This is a genomic window from Rhizobium sp. 007 (assembly GCF_015353075.1).
GTDB lineage: Bacteria > Pseudomonadota > Alphaproteobacteria > Rhizobiales > Rhizobiaceae > Rhizobium.
The window spans coordinates 2,704,328-2,724,241 of sequence record NZ_CP064187.1; the positions used below are offsets into that span (position 1 = coordinate 2,704,328).

A 19,914-nucleotide genomic window follows, 5' to 3' on the forward strand; every position below is an offset into this window, starting at 1 on the left:
TTGCACAGCACACCCGAAACGGACTCCGGTGACATCCGGGATAGCGCAAGGAGTATTGATGCTCAAAGTCCTCTATCTGGCGCATGATCTGGCCGATCCTGCCGTGCGGCGCCGCGTGCTGATGTTGACAGAAGGCGGCGCCTCGGTGACGCTTTCCGGCTTCCGGCGCGGCGAGAACGCGCTTGCCGCCGTCAACGGTCTCACGCCGATCGAACTTGGCCGGACCGTCGATGCCAAATTCGGCCAGCGCATGGGCGCTGTCGCAAAGGCGGTCGCCGGCCTGCGGGGCCTGCTGAACGGTGTCGAACGGCCGGACGTGATCATCGGGCGCAATCTGGAAGCGCTGGCAGTCGCCGAACGAGCCAGCCACCTCTTCGGCGGCGTGCCGATCGTCTACGAATGCCTCGATATCCATCGCCTTCTCGTGAATGACGGCATAGCCGGCAGGGCTGTGCGCCGTGCCGAAGCCTATTTCGGGCGAGATGCGAAACTGATCCTGACGAGTTCGCCCGCCTTCATCGCGAACTACTTCGTTCCGCGCTCGGCTCTCAAGGCGCCTATCATGCTTGTCGAGAACAAGGTGCTCGCGCTGAACGGCATGCCGGAAGCAACCCCGCTCCGCTTGCCGCCGAACGAGGGCGAGCCCTGGAAGATTGGCTGGTTCGGTGCGCTCCGCTGCCGCAAGTCGTTGCAACTGCTTGCCGATTTCTCCAGCCGGATGAACGGCCGTGTCCGCATCGTGCTGCGCGGCCGGCCGGCCTATTCCGAATTCGAGGATTTCGACGCCTTCGTCGCCAATGAACCCTACCTGAGCTTCGAGGGGCCGTATAAGAACCCGGAAGACCTGCCGGCGATCTACAGCGACGTCCACTTCTCCTGGGCGATCGACTTCTTCGAGGAGGGCCTCAATTCCAGCTGGCTGCTTCCCAACCGGATCTATGAAGGTTGCCTCCATGGCAGCGTCCCCATTGCGCTCGCAGGCACCGAGACGGCTCGCTTCCTCTCCCGCAAGGATATCGGCCTGACGCTGCACGACGCCTCTGTCGAAAGCCTCGAAGCACTTTTCGAGAACCTCACCGGTGAACGATACGGCACACTCGCTGCGGCAGTCGCCGCCGAGGATCGGAAGAGCTGGCTCGCCGACCGCAGCGATTGCCGCGCCTTGGTCGACAATCTGTCCCGCCTTGTACCGTCCGCCGCCGAAGCGCAGACGGCCGATGCCTCTAACCCCGCAACCGCAGTTCCAGAAGGGTCGACTGCAATGAAGACTGACGTTTGTTCCAGCGTCGCCAGCCTCATCATCATTCCTTGCCTGAACGAGGCAAAGCACATCAAACCCTTGATCGAAAAACTCGGCCCGGCGCTTGATGAGTTGAACGCCCGCATCGTCGTCGCAGACGGCGGAAGCACCGACGGCACGCGTGAGATCGTCGGCCGTATCAGCCAAACCGACCCGCGCGTCATCCTGCTCGACAATCCCCGCCGCATCCAGAGCGCAGCCATCAATCTCGCGGTCAAGACCTTCGGCCGCGATTACGAATACCTGATCCGGATCGACGCCCACGGCGACTATCCGGCGGACTACTGCCAGCGGCTCGTCGAAGAGGCCGAGCTTACTCAGGCGGATTCGGTCGTGGTCGCCATGGAGACGATCGGATTCGGCATTTTCCAGAAGGCCACCGCTTTCGCGCAGAACTCCAAACTCGGCAACGGCGGCTCGAAGCATCGCGAGGGAGCCAAGGGCCATTGGACCGATCACGGCCACCATGCGCTGATGCGCGTCGCAGCCTTCGAGACCGTCGGCGGCTACGATGAAACATTCAGTCATAATGAGGACGCGGAATTGGATTACCGTCTGAAAAAGGCGGGCTTTGGCATCTGGATGACCGACAAGACACGGATGATCTATTATCCAAGATCAACCGTTGGAACGCTTTTCCGGCAATATCTCGGCTATGGCCGGGGCCGTGCGAAGAACATTCTGAAGCACGGCAGCATGCCGAACCTTCGCCAGATGCTGCCGCTCGCGGTGGTTCCGGTCTTTATCGGCGCGTTTCTGGCCGTGCTGAGCTGGATTGCGGTCATTCCGTTCAGCCTCTGGGCCGTCGCCTGCGTCGGCTACGGTTTCTGGATGGCGGTCGGCCAGCGCAATCCATACGGGCCGCTTGCCGCACTCTCGGCCATGGTGATGCATTTCGCCTGGTCGGCCGGTTTCTGGATGGAGCTCCTGAGCTTCCGCAACCGCAAGGCGTCTTGATGAAGGACCAACGCATGCAGATCGATATCGGCGTTTGCACCTATCGCCGCGCCTCGTTGGACGAGGCGCTGCTTTCGCTTGGCGTGCTTGCGGTTCCTGAAAACGTCACCCTGCGCATCATCGTTGCCGACAACGATGTGACGGCGAGCGCGCAGGAACGCGTCGACGCGCTCCGCTCGACGATCCCGCACGAGATCGCCTATGTGCACTGCCCGGCATCGAACATCTCGATTGCCCGCAACGCCTGCCTCGAAAATGCCAAGGGCGATTTCCTGGCCTTCATCGACGACGACGAGGATGCCTCGGAAAACTGGCTGGTGGAGCTGCTGAATGCGGCGAAAAAGACCGGCGCCGATGCGATCCTCGGCCCGGTCCGCAGCGTCTATGCATCGACCGCTCCTGCCTGGATGCGCGAAGGGGATTTTCATTCGACGTTGCCGGTCTGGGTGGGCGAGGAAATCCGCACGGGCTACACCTGCAACGTGCTGCTCCGTCTCGGCTCCGAACATGTGAAGGGCCGCCGCTTCAACCTAGCGCTTGGAAAGACGGGCGGCGAAGACACCGAATTCTTCAGCCATATGCACCGGGACGGAGGACGCATCGCCTATGCTCCCGAAGCGCATGTCTATGAGGCGGTGCCGGAAAAACGGGCGGAGCTTTCATGGCTCGCAAAACGCCGTTTCCGTTTCGGCCAGACGCATGGACGTCTATTGCAGGAGAGGCATAGGGGTCTTAACCGCCTGAAACAGATCGGACTTGCCACCGCAAAGGCCGTTTATTGCCTGGGCGTGGCGCTCGTCTGCATCCTGGTGCCCGTTCCACGCTATCGCTATGCACTTCGCGGCACGATGCATCTCGGCGTCGTCAGCGGCCTGCTCGGCGTGCGCGAGATTCGCCAATATGGCGCAGCAGAGGGGACCGCATGACGAAAGAGCTGCCGGACATCAGCTTCATCATGGCTGCATATAACGCAGCCGAAACGCTTTCGAAGGCAATCGAAAGCGCGCTGGCGCAGACCGGCGTGACCGTCGAGGTCATTATTGCAGACGATTGCTCGGGCGATGACACGCGCGAGGTGGCCCGCAGCTATTCGGACAGGAATGTCCGTCTGCTCGCGCTCGAAACGAACGGCGGACCGGCCGCAGCGCGCAACGCAGCCATTGCCGCGGCAACGGGCCGGTGGCTTGCCGTACTCGATTCCGACGATGCGATCGAACCGGGGCGGCTGGCCAGGCTGATTGCCCGCGCCGAGAAAGCTGGGGCGCAGATCGCGGTCGACAATCTGCGGGTGATCCGCGCCGATGGCACGCCGCCGGAAACCATGTTTTCCGAGATAGCGTTGGCAGCCATGCCGGAACTGACGCTGGCCGATTTCATTCGCTCCAATGCGCTCTTCCAGACGACGCATAATTTTGGTTATCTCAAGCCTGTTTTCGAACGAGCCTTCATCGAGCGGCACGCACTGCGCTTCGACGAAAATCTGCGGATCGGCGAGGACTATGTATTCCTCGCCTCCGCACTGGCGCTTGGCGCGCGCTGCGTGGTCGAGCCCGTTGCCGGCTATGACTACAATATCCGCGAGGGTTCCATCTCCCGGGTGCTGGAACTCCGGCATATCGAGGCGATGATGGAGGGAGACAGGGTCTTCCTTGGCAAGCATACGCTCGATGTGGAGGCCTCCTCTGCGCAGAAATTCCGGACACGCAGCCTGCGGCAGGCGAGATCGTTCCTTCTCCTTGTCGACAGCATGAAGAACAGATCGATCTCCGGCACGATCAAGGCGGCATGGAGCGATCCGATTGCGCTGCGCCACCTCAAGATGCCGATCGCTGTCCGCATCAACAGATTGGCCGCGGCATTGCGCAATCGCGCCGGCCTCAAGACAGACATTCCAACGTTCGGCGGCGCGCCGCGCTCGCCCAAAGGATGACCTCATGAATCAACGAAACCTGACCCTGCACAGCACGGTACCGAAAGCGTCCGACGATTCCGACAGCTTCATCGATATCGATCGGCTGATTGCGATCCTGTTTCGCCGCGCCGGTTCGATCGCGCTTTGCGTCGTCGCGTTCGTGGCGCTTGCTGCCATCTATCTGATCCTTTCGACACCCGTCTACACATCGATGACGCAGATCCTGCTCGATGACAGCATGACCAAATATGCCGAGGATGAGGCGCCTGCCGCCAGTGCCCAGCAGGTGGATATGCAGATCGCGAGCGCCGTCGAGATTCTGAAGTCGAACGAGTTGGCGCTGAGCGTCGTCGATGCTCAAAACCTCTCCGAGAACGATACCATCCTCGATCCCGGCCAGGGGGCCGTCGAACTGGTGAAATCCGGCGTGAAACTCATTGCCAGCGCCCTGACACCGGGCGGCCCGCCGGCCTCGGAGGAGAATGCCCGCAATGGCCGCCGTCAAAAGGCTGCGGCCATGCTGCAGCAGGCGCTGTCCGTGGAACGCGTTTCCCGCAGTTCTGTGATCGCCGTCGCCTTCCGCTCGACGGACAAGATGCTGGCGGCAAGGGTCACGAAGGCCTATGCCGACGCCTATCTGAACGACCAGCTCAACGCGAATTTCGACGCAACCGAACGCGCCTCCGTCTGGTTGCAGGAACGTCTTGCCGACCTGCGCGACCGTTCGCAGCAGGCTGCGCTCGAAGTCGCAAAGTTCAAGACCGAAAACGGCCTGACCTCGGCGAACGGCGAACTGATGTCCGAGCAGCAGCTTGCCGACCTCAACAAACAGCTCATCGTCGCGCAGGCTGATGCGGCCAGCGCCTCGGCCCGTTACAACCAGTTCAAGTCGATTGTCGATCAGGGTCCGGAAGGTGCGGTCAACAACGCCGCAATTTCCTCCGGCCAGACCGACAATTCGGTGATCCAGGACCTGCGCACACGTTATATCGGGGTTACCCGCCGCGAGCAGGAGATCACCACCAATTTCGGTGCCGACCATCCGCAGGCGGTGCAGCTCCGCACGGAAAAGGAAGACCTGACGGGTCAGATCTTCCAAGAACTCCAGCAGCTTACCTCCAGCTACCGCAACGAGTTCGAGGTCGCGAAATCGCGTCAGGAGTCGCTGCAGGAAAACATCCGGCATCTGACCGGAAAGAACTCGGAATCCGACAAGTCGATCGTCAAGCTCAACGATCTCGAACAGCGGGCAACCGCGCTGAAGACGCTTTATGAAGCCTATCTCGGCCGTTACGAGGAGGCAGCACAGCAACAGTCCTTCCCGATCGCCAAGGCGCGTGTGATTTCCGAAGCCGGTATCCCGACGTCACCGTCGAGCCCCAAGAAGACGATGACGCTCGGTCTGGCGATCGTCCTCGGCCTGATGGCTGGCGGCGCGTTGACGGCATTCCAGGAATTCCGCGAGCGCTTCTTCCGCGTCGAGGGTGACGTTCGCTCTATCCTGGGCCTGAAGTTCCTCGGCTATCTGCCGCTGGTCGGCAAATTGCCGAAGGAGCGCAAGGTCTTCCAGCCGCGCAAGACCCCGCTACCCCCGGCCCCAGAAGTGCCGGAAGACGGCGCGAGTTTCGAGCGCATCATGCGTATCGTTCTCGAAGCGCCCCGCTCGGTCTTTGCCGAAACGCTACGCAACGCCAAGCTTGCAAGCGACGTCATGTTCCAGGGCAAGAGCGACCGCGTCATCGGCGTCGTCTCCGCCCTTCCCGGCGAAGGCAAGTCGACGACCGCCGCGAACTTCGCAGCACTGCTTGCCTCCAGCGGCAAGCGCACGTTGCTGATCGACGCCGACCTTCGCAACCCGGGGCTTACGCGCATGCTCAAGACCCCGCCGCAGCATGGTCTGGTCGAAGCGGTGCTCGGCGACGTACCGTGGGCAAGCGCAGTCAGGGTCGACAGCCGCACCAAGCTTGCGATCCTGCCGGTCGTTTCGAACGACAACCTGATGCACACCAGCGAGCTTCTTGCCTCGCAGGGCATGTTCAATTTGATGGAAAATGCCCGCAAGATGTTCGACTACATCGTCGTCGACCTTGCACCGCTCGGCCCGGTCATCGACGCGAAGGCCTTTGCGCCCCAGGTCGATGGCTTCCTGTTCGTGACGGAATGGGGCCAGACGCCAACCAACATGGTCCGCGATATCGTGAATGCCGAACCGCAGATCAAGCAGAAGATCCTCGGCGTCATCCTCAACAAGACGGATATGACCGAGCTCGCCAAATTCAGCAACTTCGGCGGAACGGAACGCTACCACCACAAATATGTCAGCTACTACACGGAGGAAATTCCCCCAAAGCGGCAGTCTGCCGAAGCCTGATCAGGTGGAGAAGAGGTGAACCCGACCCCGCCACAGGCGGGCGACGGTCAGCCTCCCGCTCTTGAAGGCCCGCGTGTCCAGATTGAGCCGCCGCGGCTGGACGTCCGGCTCGCTGCAGGGCGTATGGCCATGAACGACAAGCTTCGGCAGCGCGATGCCGCTGTCGAGGAACCGCTCGCGGATGAAGACGAGGTCCTCGTCGCTCTGCTTCTCGATCGTAAAATTTGGGTCGATCCCGGCATGGACGAACAAAACGTCCGGCGTATCGACGAGGATCGGCAGCGCCCGCATGAAATCGATATGCTGGCGCGGCAGCGATTGGCGGATGAAGCCGTCAAGCTTGGAAGCCGTCGGAAAGATGAGCGGCAGATGCTCGGCGTCGAGACCATAGGAGCGCAGCAGCGAATCGGCGCCCATGCGCATCCATTCGGAAAACGAAATCTTCCCGTCGATATAGTCGAGCATCATGATTTCGTGGTTGCCGGTCAGGCAGATGCGGTCGAAACCGTCCGGCACCGGCCCCATCAGATGCGAGATCACCTGCGCAGATGACGGTCCGCGGTCGATGTAATCGCCAAGCATGATGATGAGCTTGCGCCCGGGCAGGCGTGCTGCATCCCGCACGATCGTATATTCGGCCATCTGCAGCAGATCATGCCGCCCATGGATGTCGCCGACGGCATAGATCGGCCTGTCGCCGGGATCGAGCTGAAGGCGTTGCCGGGCGGGCGATAGCATCATGGGAACCTCTTGGTCATCTTCAATGGATGAGCCATAATCAATCCTGTGCCTGACTGAAAGCTGCGCGGTTGAGAATTGAAAGGTTTGTGGGATGGTCAAGCATGGCCATCTCTATCAAGCTGGTAAGAAAATTCAAACCACACCGACTTTGTAGAAAAACCGGCCTTATCATCTAGGTGGTGATCCATCACTCCTATCATCACCGAACAAGAGTACGATCGATGGGAACCGTATCGCAATTTCACGACCGGGCGCGACCGGTCGCACAGCGCATCGGAAGCGAGGAAGAGGCGATCAGCACAGCGCGCACCCTTGCCGCCGCCTTTCAGCGGCAGTCGAGCGAGCGCGACATCAATCGCATCCTACCCTATCAGGAAATCGACGCCCTCTCGCAATCCGGCCTTGGCGCGATCACCGTTCCGCCCGAATATGAAGGACTGGACGTTACCAATTCGCTGCTCGCCGAAATCGTTGCGATCATCGCTGAGGGCGATCCTTCGATCGGCGAGTTTCTCGAAGTCCATTTTACAGTCCTCGACGGACTTCGGCAGCAGGCTGGCGAAGAGCTGCAGCGCGCCCTCTTTGCGCGAGTACTTGCCGGCGATCGTTTTGCCGCGGCCACTTTTGCGGATGCTGCCGCAGTCAGTCCCCGCGGTCTCGGGTATCGAGTGAATGGCCGCAGCAGGTCTTCGCCGGCGGTGCTCTTTGCCGATTGGATCGCGGTCGAACATGATCAGACCGCGCTTTACCTCCCCTGCGACAGCGAAGGCCTTCAACTTGTCGATGATTGGGACGGCCTTGGCCAGCGCACCAACGGCACAGCCGCCATCGTGGTCAGCGACTTGCATGTCAACGCGGACGCAGTCGCGCTTGTCGCGCACGCGCCATCGGCGATCGGCGAATTGCTGCATGCCGCCGTCGATCTCGGGATCGCGCGTGCGGTTCTTTCCGCCGATGCCGGCGCAGCACAGGCAAACGACGTTGGCAAGCTCGCGATCGGCATAGAGACGGTAGCCGCGCTCCTGGAAAGGGCGGGCCGCAAGCTCGACATCGCGCAGATCAATATGAGCGGCCCGGCGGCCGAAGATGCCTATTTCTCCGCTACTGCGGCGCGCGCCGTCGCAAGTAAGGTGGCAATAGATGCCTCGAACCTGATTTTCGAACTAATGGGGGGAAACACCGCGAGTATCGGCCTCAATCTCGACCGGCATTGGCGGAACGCCCGCATCCGCGCACTGAGAACATCCGCCGATGTTCTTCATCAGCGCGCCGCCCATCATCTGCGTAAGGATCGCTAGATCAGCCTGCCGCGAAAACCGGCGACGTCTCGTGGTCTCCATCGCTAAGCTTGCCGCCCTTCGCGACGAATTGCTCGAGCGTCATGTTGTCGAGGATATCGGCGATCGCATCGCGCACTTCGGTCATCGAGCGGCGCACATGACAGGTTTCCGGATCCGAACAGTCGTCGCAGGCTTCATAAGCGGTGCGGCTTGCGCAGCGAATGGGAGCGAGCGGCCCGTCAAGCGTGCGGATGACATGGCCGATGCGGATTTCCGACGCTGGCCGCGACAGCGAATAGCCGCCGCCCGGCCCCTTCTTGGAGCGAAGAATGCCGACATTGCGCAGCTCCAGAAGGATCGTATCGAGGAACTTTTTCGGGATATTGTTGCGTGCGGCGACATCGTTGATGAAGGCGGTTTCTCCCGGCGCCAGACGCGCCAGATCAACCAGTGCCTTCAATCCGTATTTTCCCTTTTTGGTCAGCATTTTCGATCATCCCGCAGATGCGCCGCTGCTTTCTTTTATCCATGCAAATAGCGCCGAAAGCATGAACGCACAATAAATAGCTATTATTTATATAGGTTAAGTTCAACTTTATGGCTCTCCCCAAAAATCATGATCTTGCCTTAAGATTTTCGGCGGAATAATCGGCAGATCGCGAGAACGGTCACGCCGGGCTCTCCGAACGATTTCAACCACAATGGATGCAACCGATGCCGCTTTTACTCAAGGCGTGGCTATGCTATATGTCCAATTGACAGATATCCTACAAGTGGATATGTCTATCATTATTCTGAACTCATGCATGGACGAAAACGGCATGACGCTTAAGACGATGAAGCCTCTGACGCGGGCGCCTTTGCTGCACGTTTCGGTGCAAGAGAGCCTTCGCGCCTATATCGCCGACAACGGCCTTGCTCCCGGAACTTTGCTACCGGCCGAGGGAGAGCTTGCAAGCCAACTCGGCGTCAGCCGCAATTCGTTACGCGAGGGCATCAAGGCACTGGAGTCGCTTGGCGTTCTGGAATCGCGGCGCGGTGTCGGCATCTTCGTCAAGGCCTTCTCCTTCGAGCCGCTGCTCGACAATCTGGCTTACGGCCTCGGCGGCGCGCTTCGCCAGATCGAGGAAGTCCTCGAGATCCGCCGCACGCTCGAAGTCGGCCTCATCGGCAAGACGCTGGAGATGATCAGCGATGAGGATATCGCCGAGCTGCGTGCCACGGCAAACAGGATGCGCCTCCATGCCGAGCGCGGCGAATCCTTCGCCGAAGACGACCAGCTTTTCCACCGCCTGCTTTTCCGCTGCCAGAACAACGAGACGCTCGTACGGCTGATCGATGTTTTCTGGCTGGCTTTTTACAAGGCGTCCGACTTCGTCAATCTCGACAATGTCGATCCCATGGCCACCTGGAGGGACCACGAGGCGATCGTCGATGCAGTGGAAGCGAAGAACCTGGAGGAAGCGCGCATACGCCTGGATCGCCATTATGCCGGCATCTCCCGGGTGATCGCAAATAACAAGACAAGTTCAAATGTGGGAGGAACACAATGAAACGACTGTCCAGATTATCGGCCATCGCACTTACCGCGATGATGGCGACGACCGCCATTCCAGCCTTCACGACGCCGGCTGAAGCGGCAACGCTTTCCGGCGGCTTCGACGTCGGCCCCGGCGGCTTTCAAGGCAATTTCAATCCGCTGGCCGCGACCGCCGGCTTCACCTGGCTCAGCATCTATTATGAGCCGCTCGTCGCCTATGACGAGAAGCTGCAGAAGGTCGTCGGCGTGCTTGCCTCGTCTTATGAGGTCAGCGAGGACCAGAAGACCTACACCTTCAAGCTCGCGGATGCGAAGTGGCATGACGGCAAGTCCTTCACGGCGAAGGATGCGAAATTCACCATTGAACTGGCGACGAACGCCAAGACGGGCTCGGTGCTTGCCGCGCGCCTCAAGCCGGTTTCCGCGGTCGAGGCACCCGATGACCATACGCTCGTCGTCAAGCTGAGCGCACCGAGTGCCAGTATCCTGGATACCATGACCAAGGTGATGATGCTGCCCGAGCACGCGCTCGCCTCCACCCCCGCCGACCAGCTTGCAAAGAGCACCTGGTGGTCGACGTCCCCGATCGGTACTGGCCCGTTCAAGTTCACCAAATACGTCACCGATCAATATGTCGAGCTCGCTGCCAACATCGATTATCGCGGCGGCAAGCCGGCGCTGGAAAAGGTGATCAATCGATATTTCGCCGATCCGGCGGCAGCGATCGCCGCCCTCCGGTCCGGTGAAATCCAGTTCACCTATGTCGATTCCAACGACGTGCCGACCTTCAAGGACGACAAGTCCTTCAAAGTCATCGAAGGCAACTCGTTCGTCGTCAACTATCTGGGCTTCAACCACGATTCGCCGATCTGGAAGGATGTGCGCGTCCGTCAGGCGGTGATGTATGCCATCGATCGCGACGCCATCATCAAGAGCCTTTACAGCGGCGCTGCGACGCCGGCCAATTGCGCCTATATCGCCGATCGGCTGGTGCCGAAGGATATCGAAGCCTACGCCTACGATCCGCAAAAGGCCAAGGAACTGCTGAAGGAAGCGGGCTGGGATCAGATCAACGGCGCCAAGCCGATCACGCTTTTGACCTACTACACGACGCCGCTTGCGACCAACGTGCTCGCGGCAGTGCAGGCGATGCTCGCCCAGGTCGGCATCAATGTCGTGCCGCGCGCCGTCGATGCGCCGACCTACAACAGCATCGTTCTGAAGGCAGATGCCGACATCTCGCAGTTCCAGATGGTCTATGCCGGCCTGCAAAACGGCCCGGATGCCGGCAGCATCAATCCCGGCCTCAACGAAAAGCAGATACCGCCGGCAGGCCCGAACGTCGTGCGCGCCCGCATGCCGGATCTGACCTCAGCACTCGATGCTGCCCTTGCCGAAACCGACAGCAGCAAGCGCGATGCCCGCTATCAGCAGGTCTGCAAGGTGATGAACACCGAGTTGCCCTGGGGAACACTTTGGGTCGCGAACCGCTACGGCGTGGTGTCGACCAAGGTCAAGGATTTCGTCTGGACGCCGGCTCCGGGCGGCGGGCCATACCAGGCCAATCCGCAGCAGTGGTCGATCGCCGAATAAGGCGCTCTTCTTGAACTATCGAGGGTGGCTTCGGCCACCCTCACGGAATGGATTTCCAATGCTCAGATACAGCCTCCGGCGCGTGATCATCGGGATGGGCATGCTCCTTGCCTTGAGCGCGCTGATCTTCCTGCTGCTGCGCCTTGCGCCCGGCGATCCGATCGATGCCTATATCGATCCCAACATCCCAATGTCGTCGTCTGATCTTGCTGAATTGCGCAGCCGGCTCGGGCTCGACCAGCCTTTGCCGGTTCAGTATCTCGCATGGCTGCAGCAGGCGCTGGCCGGCAATCTCGGCTATTCGATCAAGCGGCTGGACCAGCCGGTCCTTAGCCTCGTGCTTTCGCGCATCGGCCCCACGGTGCTCCTAATGGGCACCGCGCTGGTGATCTCCATCGTCGCCGGGATTGCGATCGGCGTCATCAGCGCCGTGCGCCGCAATTCCGTCGCCGACATTTCCTTTTCGGTCTTCGCACTTGCCGGCATTTCCAGCCCGGCCTTTCTGAGCGCGCTGATCGGTCTTTACATTTTTTCCGTCCGGCTGAACTGGACGCCATCGGGCGGCATGCTGACGCCGGGCGAGGAGTTCTCAGTCCTCGACCTCCTGCGGCATCTAATCCTGCCTGCAGCATTGCTCGCCATCGCCCAGGCTGCCTTGATCATGCGCTACACGCGCGCCTCGATGCTCGAAGTCCTCAACCAGGATTACGTGCGCACCGCCCGCGCCAAGGGCGTCGTCGAATTCTGGGTCATCACCAAGCATGCGCTCAGAAACGCGCTGCTGCCCGTCGTCACGCTGATCGGCTCGACCATCGGCCTTGCGATTGGCGGGGCGATCTTCATCGAAAGCGTCTTCAACTGGCCGGGCATGGGCCTGCTGCTCGTCGATGCCGTTGAGACGCGCGACTATCCCGTCATCATGGGTGCGACGCTCGTCATCGGCGCCTGCGTCATCATCGTCAATCTGCTGACCGATATCGCCTATGCGGTCATCGATCCGCGCATCAAGGTGGGCTGAGTGATGCTGGCCCGCACCGCAACCCACAGACCCGGCCCTCTCGCCCGCGCCTTTGACCGCTTCCTTCTCAACCGGGCAGCCGTCTTCGGGTTATGCGTCGCGATCCCGATGCTGGCGATCATCCTCTCCTATCCGCTCTGGTGGCGTTTCCTGCCGAACGACATCGATCTCCTGGCGATGAACAGCGGCCCGACCGCGACGCATTGGTTCGGCACGGACGGCGTTGGCCGAGACGTCTTTGCCCGGGTTCTGGAGGGCGGCCGCATCTCGCTTCTGGTCGCCGTCGCCTCGACTGCGATCTCTGCGATGATCGGTTTCCTCTTCGGCGCCGTCTCCGCCCTGGCCGGCCGTTGGGCTGATGCGCTTTCGATGCGCTTCGTCGACCTGGTAATGACGCTGCCGCCCGTCATCTTCCTGCTCGTGCTCGCCTCGATTGCCGGTACCGGCATCTGGCCGACGGTGATGGTGATCTCGCTGCTCTCCTGGCCGCTGCTTGCCCGCATGATCCGCTCGCGACTGCTGGAACTGCGCGAACGCGATTTCGTCCTGGCGGCGCGCGGCATGGGTGCCGGCCTGCCACACCTGCTCTTCCGTCATGGCCTGCCGAATTCGATCGATATCCTGATGGTCTATGCGACGCTGCAGATCGCCAATGCCATTCTTCTCGAGGCCGGCCTCTCCTTCCTCGGGCTCGGCATTGCGCCGCCGGCTGCAAGCTGGGGCAACATGTTGAATGCCGCCCGCTCCACCGCAGTTCTCGAACAATATCCATGGCAATGGCTCTTCCCCGGTGGGGCGCTGGTCCTTGCCGTGCTTGCGATCAATTTCATTGGCGATGGCCTGAGGGACGCCTTCGATCCTCGCGCCGAATTAAACTGACAATCGAAAGAAAGCGAAAATGAGCAAATTCAAGGGTGTGGTTCCTCCTGTCGTAACGCCGCTGAACCCGGATTTCACCGTCGACTATCCCTCCTATACGCGCGTTCTGGAGCACCTGATCGGCGCCGGCTGCCACGGGGTCTTCGTGCTCGGTTCGACGAGCGAGGTGGTCTTTTACGACGACAAGACGCGGCGCGAGATCATCGAACATTCGGCGAAGGTGGTAAACGGCCGCGTGCCGCTCATCGTCGGCACCATCGATCCGACGACCGATCGGGTCATTTCGCATGCGAAGATCGCAAAGGCAGCGGGCGCCGACGCCGTTGTCGTAACAGCGCCCTTCTACACCGTTACCAGCCAGTCCGAGATCCTCGACCACTTCCGCTATATCCGCGACGCCGTCGATGTGCCGCTCATCGCCTATGACATTCCCGTCTGCGTCAACGTCAAGCTGCAACGCCAAACGACGGTGACGCTCGCCAAGGAAGGCACGATCATCGGCTTGAAGGATTCAAGCGGCGACGACGGCAATTTCCGCTATGCGCTTCTGGATCTCGCCGCGCACAAGGACATTTTCCTGATGACAGGCTCGGAAATCGTTGTTGATACCGCGCTGCTGATGGGGGCCCACGGCGTCGTTCCCGGCATCGCCAATGTCGACCCGCACGGTTATGTCCGCCTTTGGGATGCGGCGCAGCGTGGCGACTGGGCTCTCGCGAAGAAGGAGCAGGAACGTCTTTGCCGGCTCTTCGAAATCGTCTGGATCGCGCAGGGCCGTGTCAGCGGCGGCGCCTCGGGCATCGGCGCCTTCAAGACCGCCATGAAGCGGCTTGGCATCATCGACACTGCCTTCATGCCGCGTCCGCGTGCTCCCCTTAACGAAGCCGAGACCGCCAAGATCGACGAGATCCTGCGCGCGACCGAGCTGCTTGGCTGATGATCGCCATGCAACAGACCGCCGATCCCATTCTCGACATTCGCGGACTGCGGACGATCTTTCGCATCCGCGGCGGCGAGGTGACGGCGGTCAACGGCATCGACCTGACCGTCGCCGCCGGCGAGACGCTGGCACTCGTCGGCGAATCCGGCTCGGGCAAGTCGGTAACGAGCCTTTCGGTCATGCGGCTACTGACCCGCAATATCGGCGCGATCGCCGCCGGCAGCATTCGCTTGAAGCGGAAGACCGGCGCCGTCGCCGACCTCGTCCTGCTTGACGAGCACGACATGCGAAAAGTCCGCGGCGACGATATCGGCATGGTGTTTCAGGAGCCGATGTCGAGCCTCAATCCCGTCTTCACCATCGGCGACCAGATATCGGAGCCGATCCGCATTCATCGCGGGGCGGATCGGAAGGCCGCGATGAATGCGGCCATCGCCCTGCTCGAAAGCGTTGGCATTCCGGATGCGAAGCGCCGTGCCGGCCAATATCCGCATGAACTTTCCGGCGGCATGCGCCAGCGCGCGACGATCGCCATGGCGCTCGCCTGCGATCCGGTGCTGCTGATTGCCGACGAGCCGACGACGGCGCTCGACGTAACGATCCAGGCACAGATCCTCGACCTTCTCTTGAAGCTGCAGCGCGAGCGCGGCATGGCGATGCTCTTCGTCACCCACAATCTCGGCGTCGTCGCGGAAATCGCCCACCGCGTCGCGGTCATGTATGCCGGGCGGATCGTCGAGCAGGGGCCGGTCGGCGAGGTTTTCCGCCATCCGAAGCACCCCTATACGATCGGCCTGCTCGCCTCGATGCCGCGGCTCGGCGACGCAACCCGCATGAAGCTCGCCGGCGAAAAGCTCGCCGCCATTCCCGGCATGGTGCCGAGCCTGATGAAAATGCCGCCGGGCTGCGCTTTCTCGCCTCGATGCAAGTTCGCCATAGACGCGTGCCGCGCGGCTGTCCCGCCGCTCGAAGACGTCAATCCGCAGCATCGAAGCCGCTGCATCCGCTGGCGGGAGATTTAGATGAACGAGCCTTTGCTTTCCGTTCGCGGTCTCGCGAAACATTATACGTCGCGCGGCACGAAACTTACGATCCTGCAGGATATCTCCTTCGATATCGGCAAGGGCGAGGTCGTCGGCCTCGTCGGCGAATCCGGCAGCGGCAAGACGACGATCGGCCGCTCGGTGCTACGGCTGGTCGAGCCCTCTTCCGGAAGCGTGCGCTTTGACGGAACCGAACTCACCGAGCTGTCCGCCTCCGCCATGCGGCGCGCGCGGCCGCGCATGCAGTATATTTTCCAGGACCCCTATGCCAGCCTCTCGCCGCGCATGACGATCGGCGAAATCCTGACGGAGGGGCTGAAGATCCAGGGCATCGGAAAGCGCGAGGAAAGGCTCGACCGGGCGCGGTCCGCCCTCGAAAAGGTCGATCTTCCGGCCGACGCACTCAATCGCTATGCGCATGAATTTTCCGGTGGACAGCGCCAACGCATCGGTATTGCCCGCGCCTTGACGCTGTCGCCGGAATTCATCGTTGCCGACGAGCCCGTTTCGGCGCTCGACGTCTCCATCCAGGCGCAGGTCATCAACCTGCTGCGCGATCTGCAGCAGCGCCTTGGCCTCACCATGCTGTTCATTTCGCATGACCTGGCGGTGGTCGAATATATCTGCGACCGCGTGATCGTGCTCTATCTCGGGCGGATCATGGAGATCGCAACGAGCGCCGATCTCTATGCCAGGCCGCAGCATCCCTATACCCGCGCCCTACTCTCGGCGATCCCCTCGCCTGACCCGGATGCCCGGCGTAACCGGCAGATATTGAAGGGCGACATTCCAAGCCCCGCCAACCCGCCAAGCGGCTGCGTCTTCCGGACGCGCTGTCCAAAGGCGCTGGATGCCTGCGCCCGGACCGTGCCGGAACTGCGCGAAGTGGCCCCTGGGCATTTCAAGGCCTGCATTCGAGACGACCTGGATTGATCGGCAAAAGGAGCATTCGGTGACAGAAAAAAGGCGGCATCCGATCGGCGGGAACTGGGCAAGCCTTCTTTTGCCGATCAATCCAGACGACAGCATCAATTTCGATAAGCTCGGCGAGGAAATCGATATTCTGATCGCAGCCCGCGTCGACGGCATTTATTCGAACGGCACGGCAGGCGAATTCCACAACCAGACCGAAGCGGAATTCGACCGCATCCAGTCCATGCTGGCAAAGCGTTGCACGAAAGCCGGAATGCCCTTCGTCATCGGCGCATGCCAGCCGGATGCGATGATCCAGCTGGACCGCGTCCGGCGTGCAGCCTCGTTCAGGCCGCTTGCCATTCAGGTGATCCTGCCGGACTGGTGGCCGCTCAACGATCTCGAAGCTGCCGATTTCCTGGCGAGGGCATCTAAGGTCGCCGATGGGATTGCGCTGATCCTCTACAATCCGCCGCATGCCAAACGCGTTCTAACGCCCAGAGAGCTCGCAAATATCTGCATCCCCTGCCCTGATATCGTCGGGATCAAGCTTTCCGATGGCGGCGCGGACTGGTATGGCGAAGCGCGGAAACACCTCCAGGAATTCTCGCTCTTCGTACCCGGCCATCATCTGGCGACCGGCATGAGAGAAGGCGTGGCTGCAGGCGCATTTTCCAATGTCGCCTGCCTCAGCCCGCGCGGCGCGCAGCGATGGACCGATCTGATTGAGACCAACCTCGAGGCCGCATTGGAAACGGAACGCCGGATCTGCCGATTCATGGACGAACACATCGTCCCCTTCCGCCAGAAGGCCGGTTATTCGAATGCCGCGCTTGATAAACTGCTGAGCGCAATCGGCAATTGGGGACCTGTCGGAACACGGCTGCGGTGGCCCTACCGCGCCATCGACGAGACGGAGGCTGCGCGGCTTAGCGAGATCGCGCGCGAGGCGCTAGGCGAGCTCTTTTTTGCGCCCTAAAACACCAGCTGCACCTTGCACGCAGCCGAGCGGTCGCCGGCCTGCTCGAAAGCCTCCAAAGCGCGTTCGAGGGGGAAGCTGTGGCTGATGATCGGACGGATGTCGATCTGCCGGCTGGCGATCAATGCCACCGCATCTTTGAATTCGCTGTGAAAGCGTTGCGAACCGTGGATATGCAGTTCCTTGCCGACCAGGGCATTGAGCGGAATGGCTATGTCGCCGGTCACGCCCACCTGCACGATCGTGCCGCGCGGCTTGACCGACGCGATCGCAAAGCGGATTGCCGGCGCTGCGGCAGAGCATTCGAATGCAAGGTCGAAATAGCCTTTGCCGGCTTCGTAGGGCGCGAGCGCATCCTGATCTTTTGCATTGATCGTTTTGTCCGCTCCCATTGCGCTTGCGCGCCGGAGCGCGGCGTCAGCAAGGTCGGTGACGACGATTTCCGCAGCCTGACGATAACGCGCCGCGGCAACGGCAAGGCATCCTATCGGGCCGGCGCCGGTGATCAGCACCTTTTTTCCCGCGATCTCGCCCGCGCGTGAAGCTGCATGCAGGCAGACGGCCAGCGGTTCGGCGCATGCCGCTTCGGCCGCGCTGACATCACCGGAAACAGCAACGCATTGCACCGCCGGCACGACCAGCCACTGGCGAAACATGCCTTGCTCATGGGGAAGCCGCATGGCGCTTCCCATGAAGCGCATGTCGAGGCAGTGGATCGGCTGCCCACGCTTGCAATATTCGCACGATCCGCACGGCTGGCTCGGATTGACGGCGACCAGGGTGCCCTCAGGCAGGGCCACTCCGGCGCCCGCCGTCTCGACGAAGCCCGACGCCTCGTGTCCGGGAATGATCGGCTCGCGCACGCGCACCGGCCCAAAACCGCCGTCCTGGTAGTAATGCAGGTCGGAGCCGCAGATCCCTGCAGCCGCCATGCGCAAGAGCACTTCGCCTTCGCCCGGTTCCCGCACGGAGCCTGCCTCGACCCTCAGGTCCCGCGCTCCGTAAAGCCGGGCAAATCGCGTCTGCATAAGCTTCCTCCCCATTACTTCAGCAACCCGAGCTGCTGCGGCAGCCAGAGCGAGACCGACGGGATAAAGGTGATCAGGATCAGTGCGACGAACAGCGGCGCGAGCCAGGGCAGGATCGCCATGGTCGTGCGCTCGACGGAGAGCTTTGCCACCCGCGAAAGGACGAACAATACCATTCCGAGCGGCGGATGAAGCAAGCCGATCATCAAATTGAGCGTCATGATCAGGCCGAACTGCACGGGATCGATCTGGAATTGCGTCACAATCGGCAGCAGGATCGGAACAAGGATGGTGATCGCCGCGATCGTATCCAGGAAGCAGCCCACGAAAAGCATCAGCAGATTGACGAGGATCAGGAAAACCCACTTGTTGTCGGTGATTGAAAGGATCGCCGTCGACAAGAGCTGTGCGGCCTGGCTGACCGTCAGCAGCCAGGCAAAGACCGAGGCCGCGGTGACGATGAAGAGAACCGAGGCCGTGGTCTCGATCGTATCGAAGCTCGCCTTGGCGAGCGTCGAGAGTGTCATGGTGCGGTAGCGCACCAGCCCCAGGAAAAGCGACCAGAGCACAGCCGCGACTGCCGCTTCCGTCGGCGTAAACCAGCCCATTGTCATGCCGCCGATGAGAATGACCGGCGTCATCAGGGCCATGACGGCTGAAAAGGAGAAATACCAGTCCAGTGCCAGAAGCGCGGCAAGCGCGATGCCGGCCGACACGTTCATCGACAAGCCGGCAAGAATCATGAGGTAGATCGCGACGGGAACGAGCAGCACCACGACGATTTCCAGCGACGCCGACAGAAGCTGCTTGACATCGAAGGGTGCGTCCGAGCCCCAGCTCCGCGCATAGGCGAATGCGGCAACGGTCACCATCATCAGAACGGTCATGACGATGCCGGGCAGAATACCGGCCATGAACAGGGCGCCGATCGAGACGTTCGCCATCATGCCGTAGATGACGAAGGGTAGAGACGGCGGGAAGATCGGGCCGAGCGTCGCCGAGGCCGCCGTGACGCCGACGGCTGCTTCAACCGGATAGCCGTGGTCCTTCATCGCCTTGATCTCGATGGTGCCGATCCCGGCGGCATCCGCAAGCGCGGTTCCCGACATGCCGGAGAAGATCACAGAGCCGATGATGTTGACCTGCGCGAGGCCGCCCTTCATCCAGCCGACGAGGGCGACCGCAAACGAATAGATACGTCCGGTCACGCCTGCCGAATTCATCAGGTTGCCGGCGAGAATGAAGAAGGGAACGGCAAGCAGCGGAAAGCTCTCGACGCCGGCGATCATTCGCTGGGCGACGATGATGTCGGGCGCGACGCCGTAAAGAACGATATAGAGCACCGAGGCGGTCGCCATCGAGATCGCGACAGGCACGCCGATGACCATCAGCAGGAGAAACGAGCCGACAAGCAGGAGCAT

General features: G+C 61.4%; 17 protein-coding genes and 1 pseudogene. 14 read left to right on the forward strand and 4 right to left on the reverse strand.

What is annotated here, in order from left to right:
* Positions 1–58: 58 nt before the first annotated feature.
* From ISN39_RS37875 to ISN39_RS13525, 5 genes and pseudogenes are all read left to right on the forward strand, one after another.
* Positions 59–1,201 (forward strand): annotated as a pseudogene (locus ISN39_RS37875) (glycosyltransferase); the annotation flags it as partial.
* A 60-nt stretch (positions 1,202–1,261) separates the two neighbouring features.
* The gene (locus tag ISN39_RS13510) at positions 1,262–2,257 is read left to right on the forward strand and encodes a glycosyltransferase family 2 protein (RefSeq protein WP_194730188.1); all 996 of its coding nucleotides are present in this window, start codon (positions 1,262–1,264) and stop codon (positions 2,255–2,257) included.
* Entirely contained in the window at positions 2,257–3,183 is a 927-nt protein-coding gene (locus ISN39_RS13515) for a glycosyltransferase (protein WP_074069347.1), read from the forward strand. Before ISN39_RS13510 ends, ISN39_RS13515 begins: the two co-directional genes overlap by 1 nt.
* Positions 3,180–4,187, forward strand: coding sequence for a glycosyltransferase family 2 protein (locus ISN39_RS13520; RefSeq protein WP_194727842.1), 1,008 nt, complete (start codon positions 3,180–3,182; stop codon positions 4,185–4,187). Before ISN39_RS13515 ends, ISN39_RS13520 begins: the two co-directional genes overlap by 4 nt.
* A 4-nt stretch (positions 4,188–4,191) precedes the next feature.
* The gene (locus tag ISN39_RS13525; protein WP_194727843.1) at positions 4,192–6,540 is read left to right on the forward strand and encodes a polysaccharide biosynthesis tyrosine autokinase; all 2,349 of its coding nucleotides are present in this window, start codon (positions 4,192–4,194) and stop codon (positions 6,538–6,540) included.
* On the opposite strand, the gene ISN39_RS13530 is transcribed toward ISN39_RS13525, so the two are convergent.
* Positions 6,541–7,278: a metallophosphoesterase family protein gene (locus ISN39_RS13530; protein ID WP_194730189.1), complete on the reverse strand. Its 738-nt coding sequence runs from the start codon at positions 7,276–7,278 to the stop codon at positions 6,541–6,543.
* A 224-nt stretch (positions 7,279–7,502) separates the two neighbouring features.
* Here ISN39_RS13530 and ISN39_RS13535 point away from each other — a divergent pair, with 224 nt between their 5' ends.
* The gene (locus tag ISN39_RS13535; RefSeq protein WP_194727844.1) at positions 7,503–8,579 is read left to right on the forward strand and encodes an acyl-CoA dehydrogenase family protein; all 1,077 of its coding nucleotides are present in this window, start codon (positions 7,503–7,505) and stop codon (positions 8,577–8,579) included.
* Between the two features lies 1 nt (position 8,580).
* On the opposite strand, the gene ISN39_RS13540 is transcribed toward ISN39_RS13535, so the two are convergent.
* Positions 8,581–9,048 (reverse strand): Rrf2 family transcriptional regulator, encoded by a 468-nt coding sequence (locus ISN39_RS13540; protein WP_074069351.1) that lies wholly within the window; start codon positions 9,046–9,048, stop codon positions 8,581–8,583.
* A 334-nt stretch (positions 9,049–9,382) separates the two neighbouring features.
* On the opposite strand from ISN39_RS13540, the gene ISN39_RS13545 reads away from it, so the two are divergent.
* The 8 genes from ISN39_RS13545 to ISN39_RS13580 are packed head-to-tail and all read left to right on the forward strand — an operon-like array spanning position 9,383 to position 17,465.
* Positions 9,383–10,114: a FadR/GntR family transcriptional regulator gene (locus ISN39_RS13545; RefSeq protein WP_039845753.1), complete on the forward strand. Its 732-nt coding sequence runs from the start codon at positions 9,383–9,385 to the stop codon at positions 10,112–10,114.
* Positions 10,111–11,694, forward strand: a complete 1,584-nt coding sequence (locus tag ISN39_RS13550; RefSeq protein ID WP_194727845.1) for an ABC transporter substrate-binding protein — start codon at positions 10,111–10,113, stop codon at positions 11,692–11,694. The genes ISN39_RS13545 and ISN39_RS13550 overlap by 4 nt, the downstream gene beginning before the upstream one ends.
* A 58-nt stretch (positions 11,695–11,752) precedes the next feature.
* On the forward strand, positions 11,753–12,712 hold the full coding sequence (locus ISN39_RS13555) for an ABC transporter permease (protein WP_194727846.1): 960 nt from the start codon (positions 11,753–11,755) through the stop codon (positions 12,710–12,712).
* Between the two features lie 3 nt (positions 12,713–12,715).
* Entirely contained in the window at positions 12,716–13,591 is an 876-nt protein-coding gene (locus ISN39_RS13560; RefSeq protein WP_194730190.1) for an ABC transporter permease, read from the forward strand.
* Between the two features lie 19 nt (positions 13,592–13,610).
* Positions 13,611–14,528: a dihydrodipicolinate synthase family protein gene (locus ISN39_RS13565; RefSeq protein ID WP_074069355.1), complete on the forward strand. Its 918-nt coding sequence runs from the start codon at positions 13,611–13,613 to the stop codon at positions 14,526–14,528.
* A gap of 8 nt (positions 14,529–14,536) precedes the next feature.
* Positions 14,537–15,553 (forward strand): ABC transporter ATP-binding protein, encoded by a 1,017-nt coding sequence (locus tag ISN39_RS13570; RefSeq protein ID WP_194727847.1) that lies wholly within the window; start codon positions 14,537–14,539, stop codon positions 15,551–15,553.
* Positions 15,554–16,507, forward strand: coding sequence for an oligopeptide/dipeptide ABC transporter ATP-binding protein (locus ISN39_RS13575; protein WP_194727848.1), 954 nt, complete (start codon positions 15,554–15,556; stop codon positions 16,505–16,507).
* 19 nt (positions 16,508–16,526) lie between these two features.
* Positions 16,527–17,465, forward strand: a complete 939-nt coding sequence (locus ISN39_RS13580) for a dihydrodipicolinate synthase family protein (RefSeq protein WP_246763204.1) — start codon at positions 16,527–16,529, stop codon at positions 17,463–17,465.
* Here ISN39_RS13580 and ISN39_RS13585 read toward each other — a convergent pair.
* Together ISN39_RS13585 and ISN39_RS13590 are read right to left on the reverse strand one after the other, a co-directional pair.
* Entirely contained in the window at positions 17,462–18,493 is a 1,032-nt protein-coding gene (locus ISN39_RS13585; protein ID WP_194727850.1) for an L-idonate 5-dehydrogenase, read from the reverse strand. The genes ISN39_RS13580 and ISN39_RS13585 overlap by 4 nt on opposite strands.
* Before the next feature lie 14 nt (positions 18,494–18,507).
* Positions 18,508–19,914 (reverse strand): TRAP transporter large permease, encoded by a 1,407-nt coding sequence (locus ISN39_RS13590; RefSeq protein ID WP_194727851.1) that lies wholly within the window; start codon positions 19,912–19,914, stop codon positions 18,508–18,510.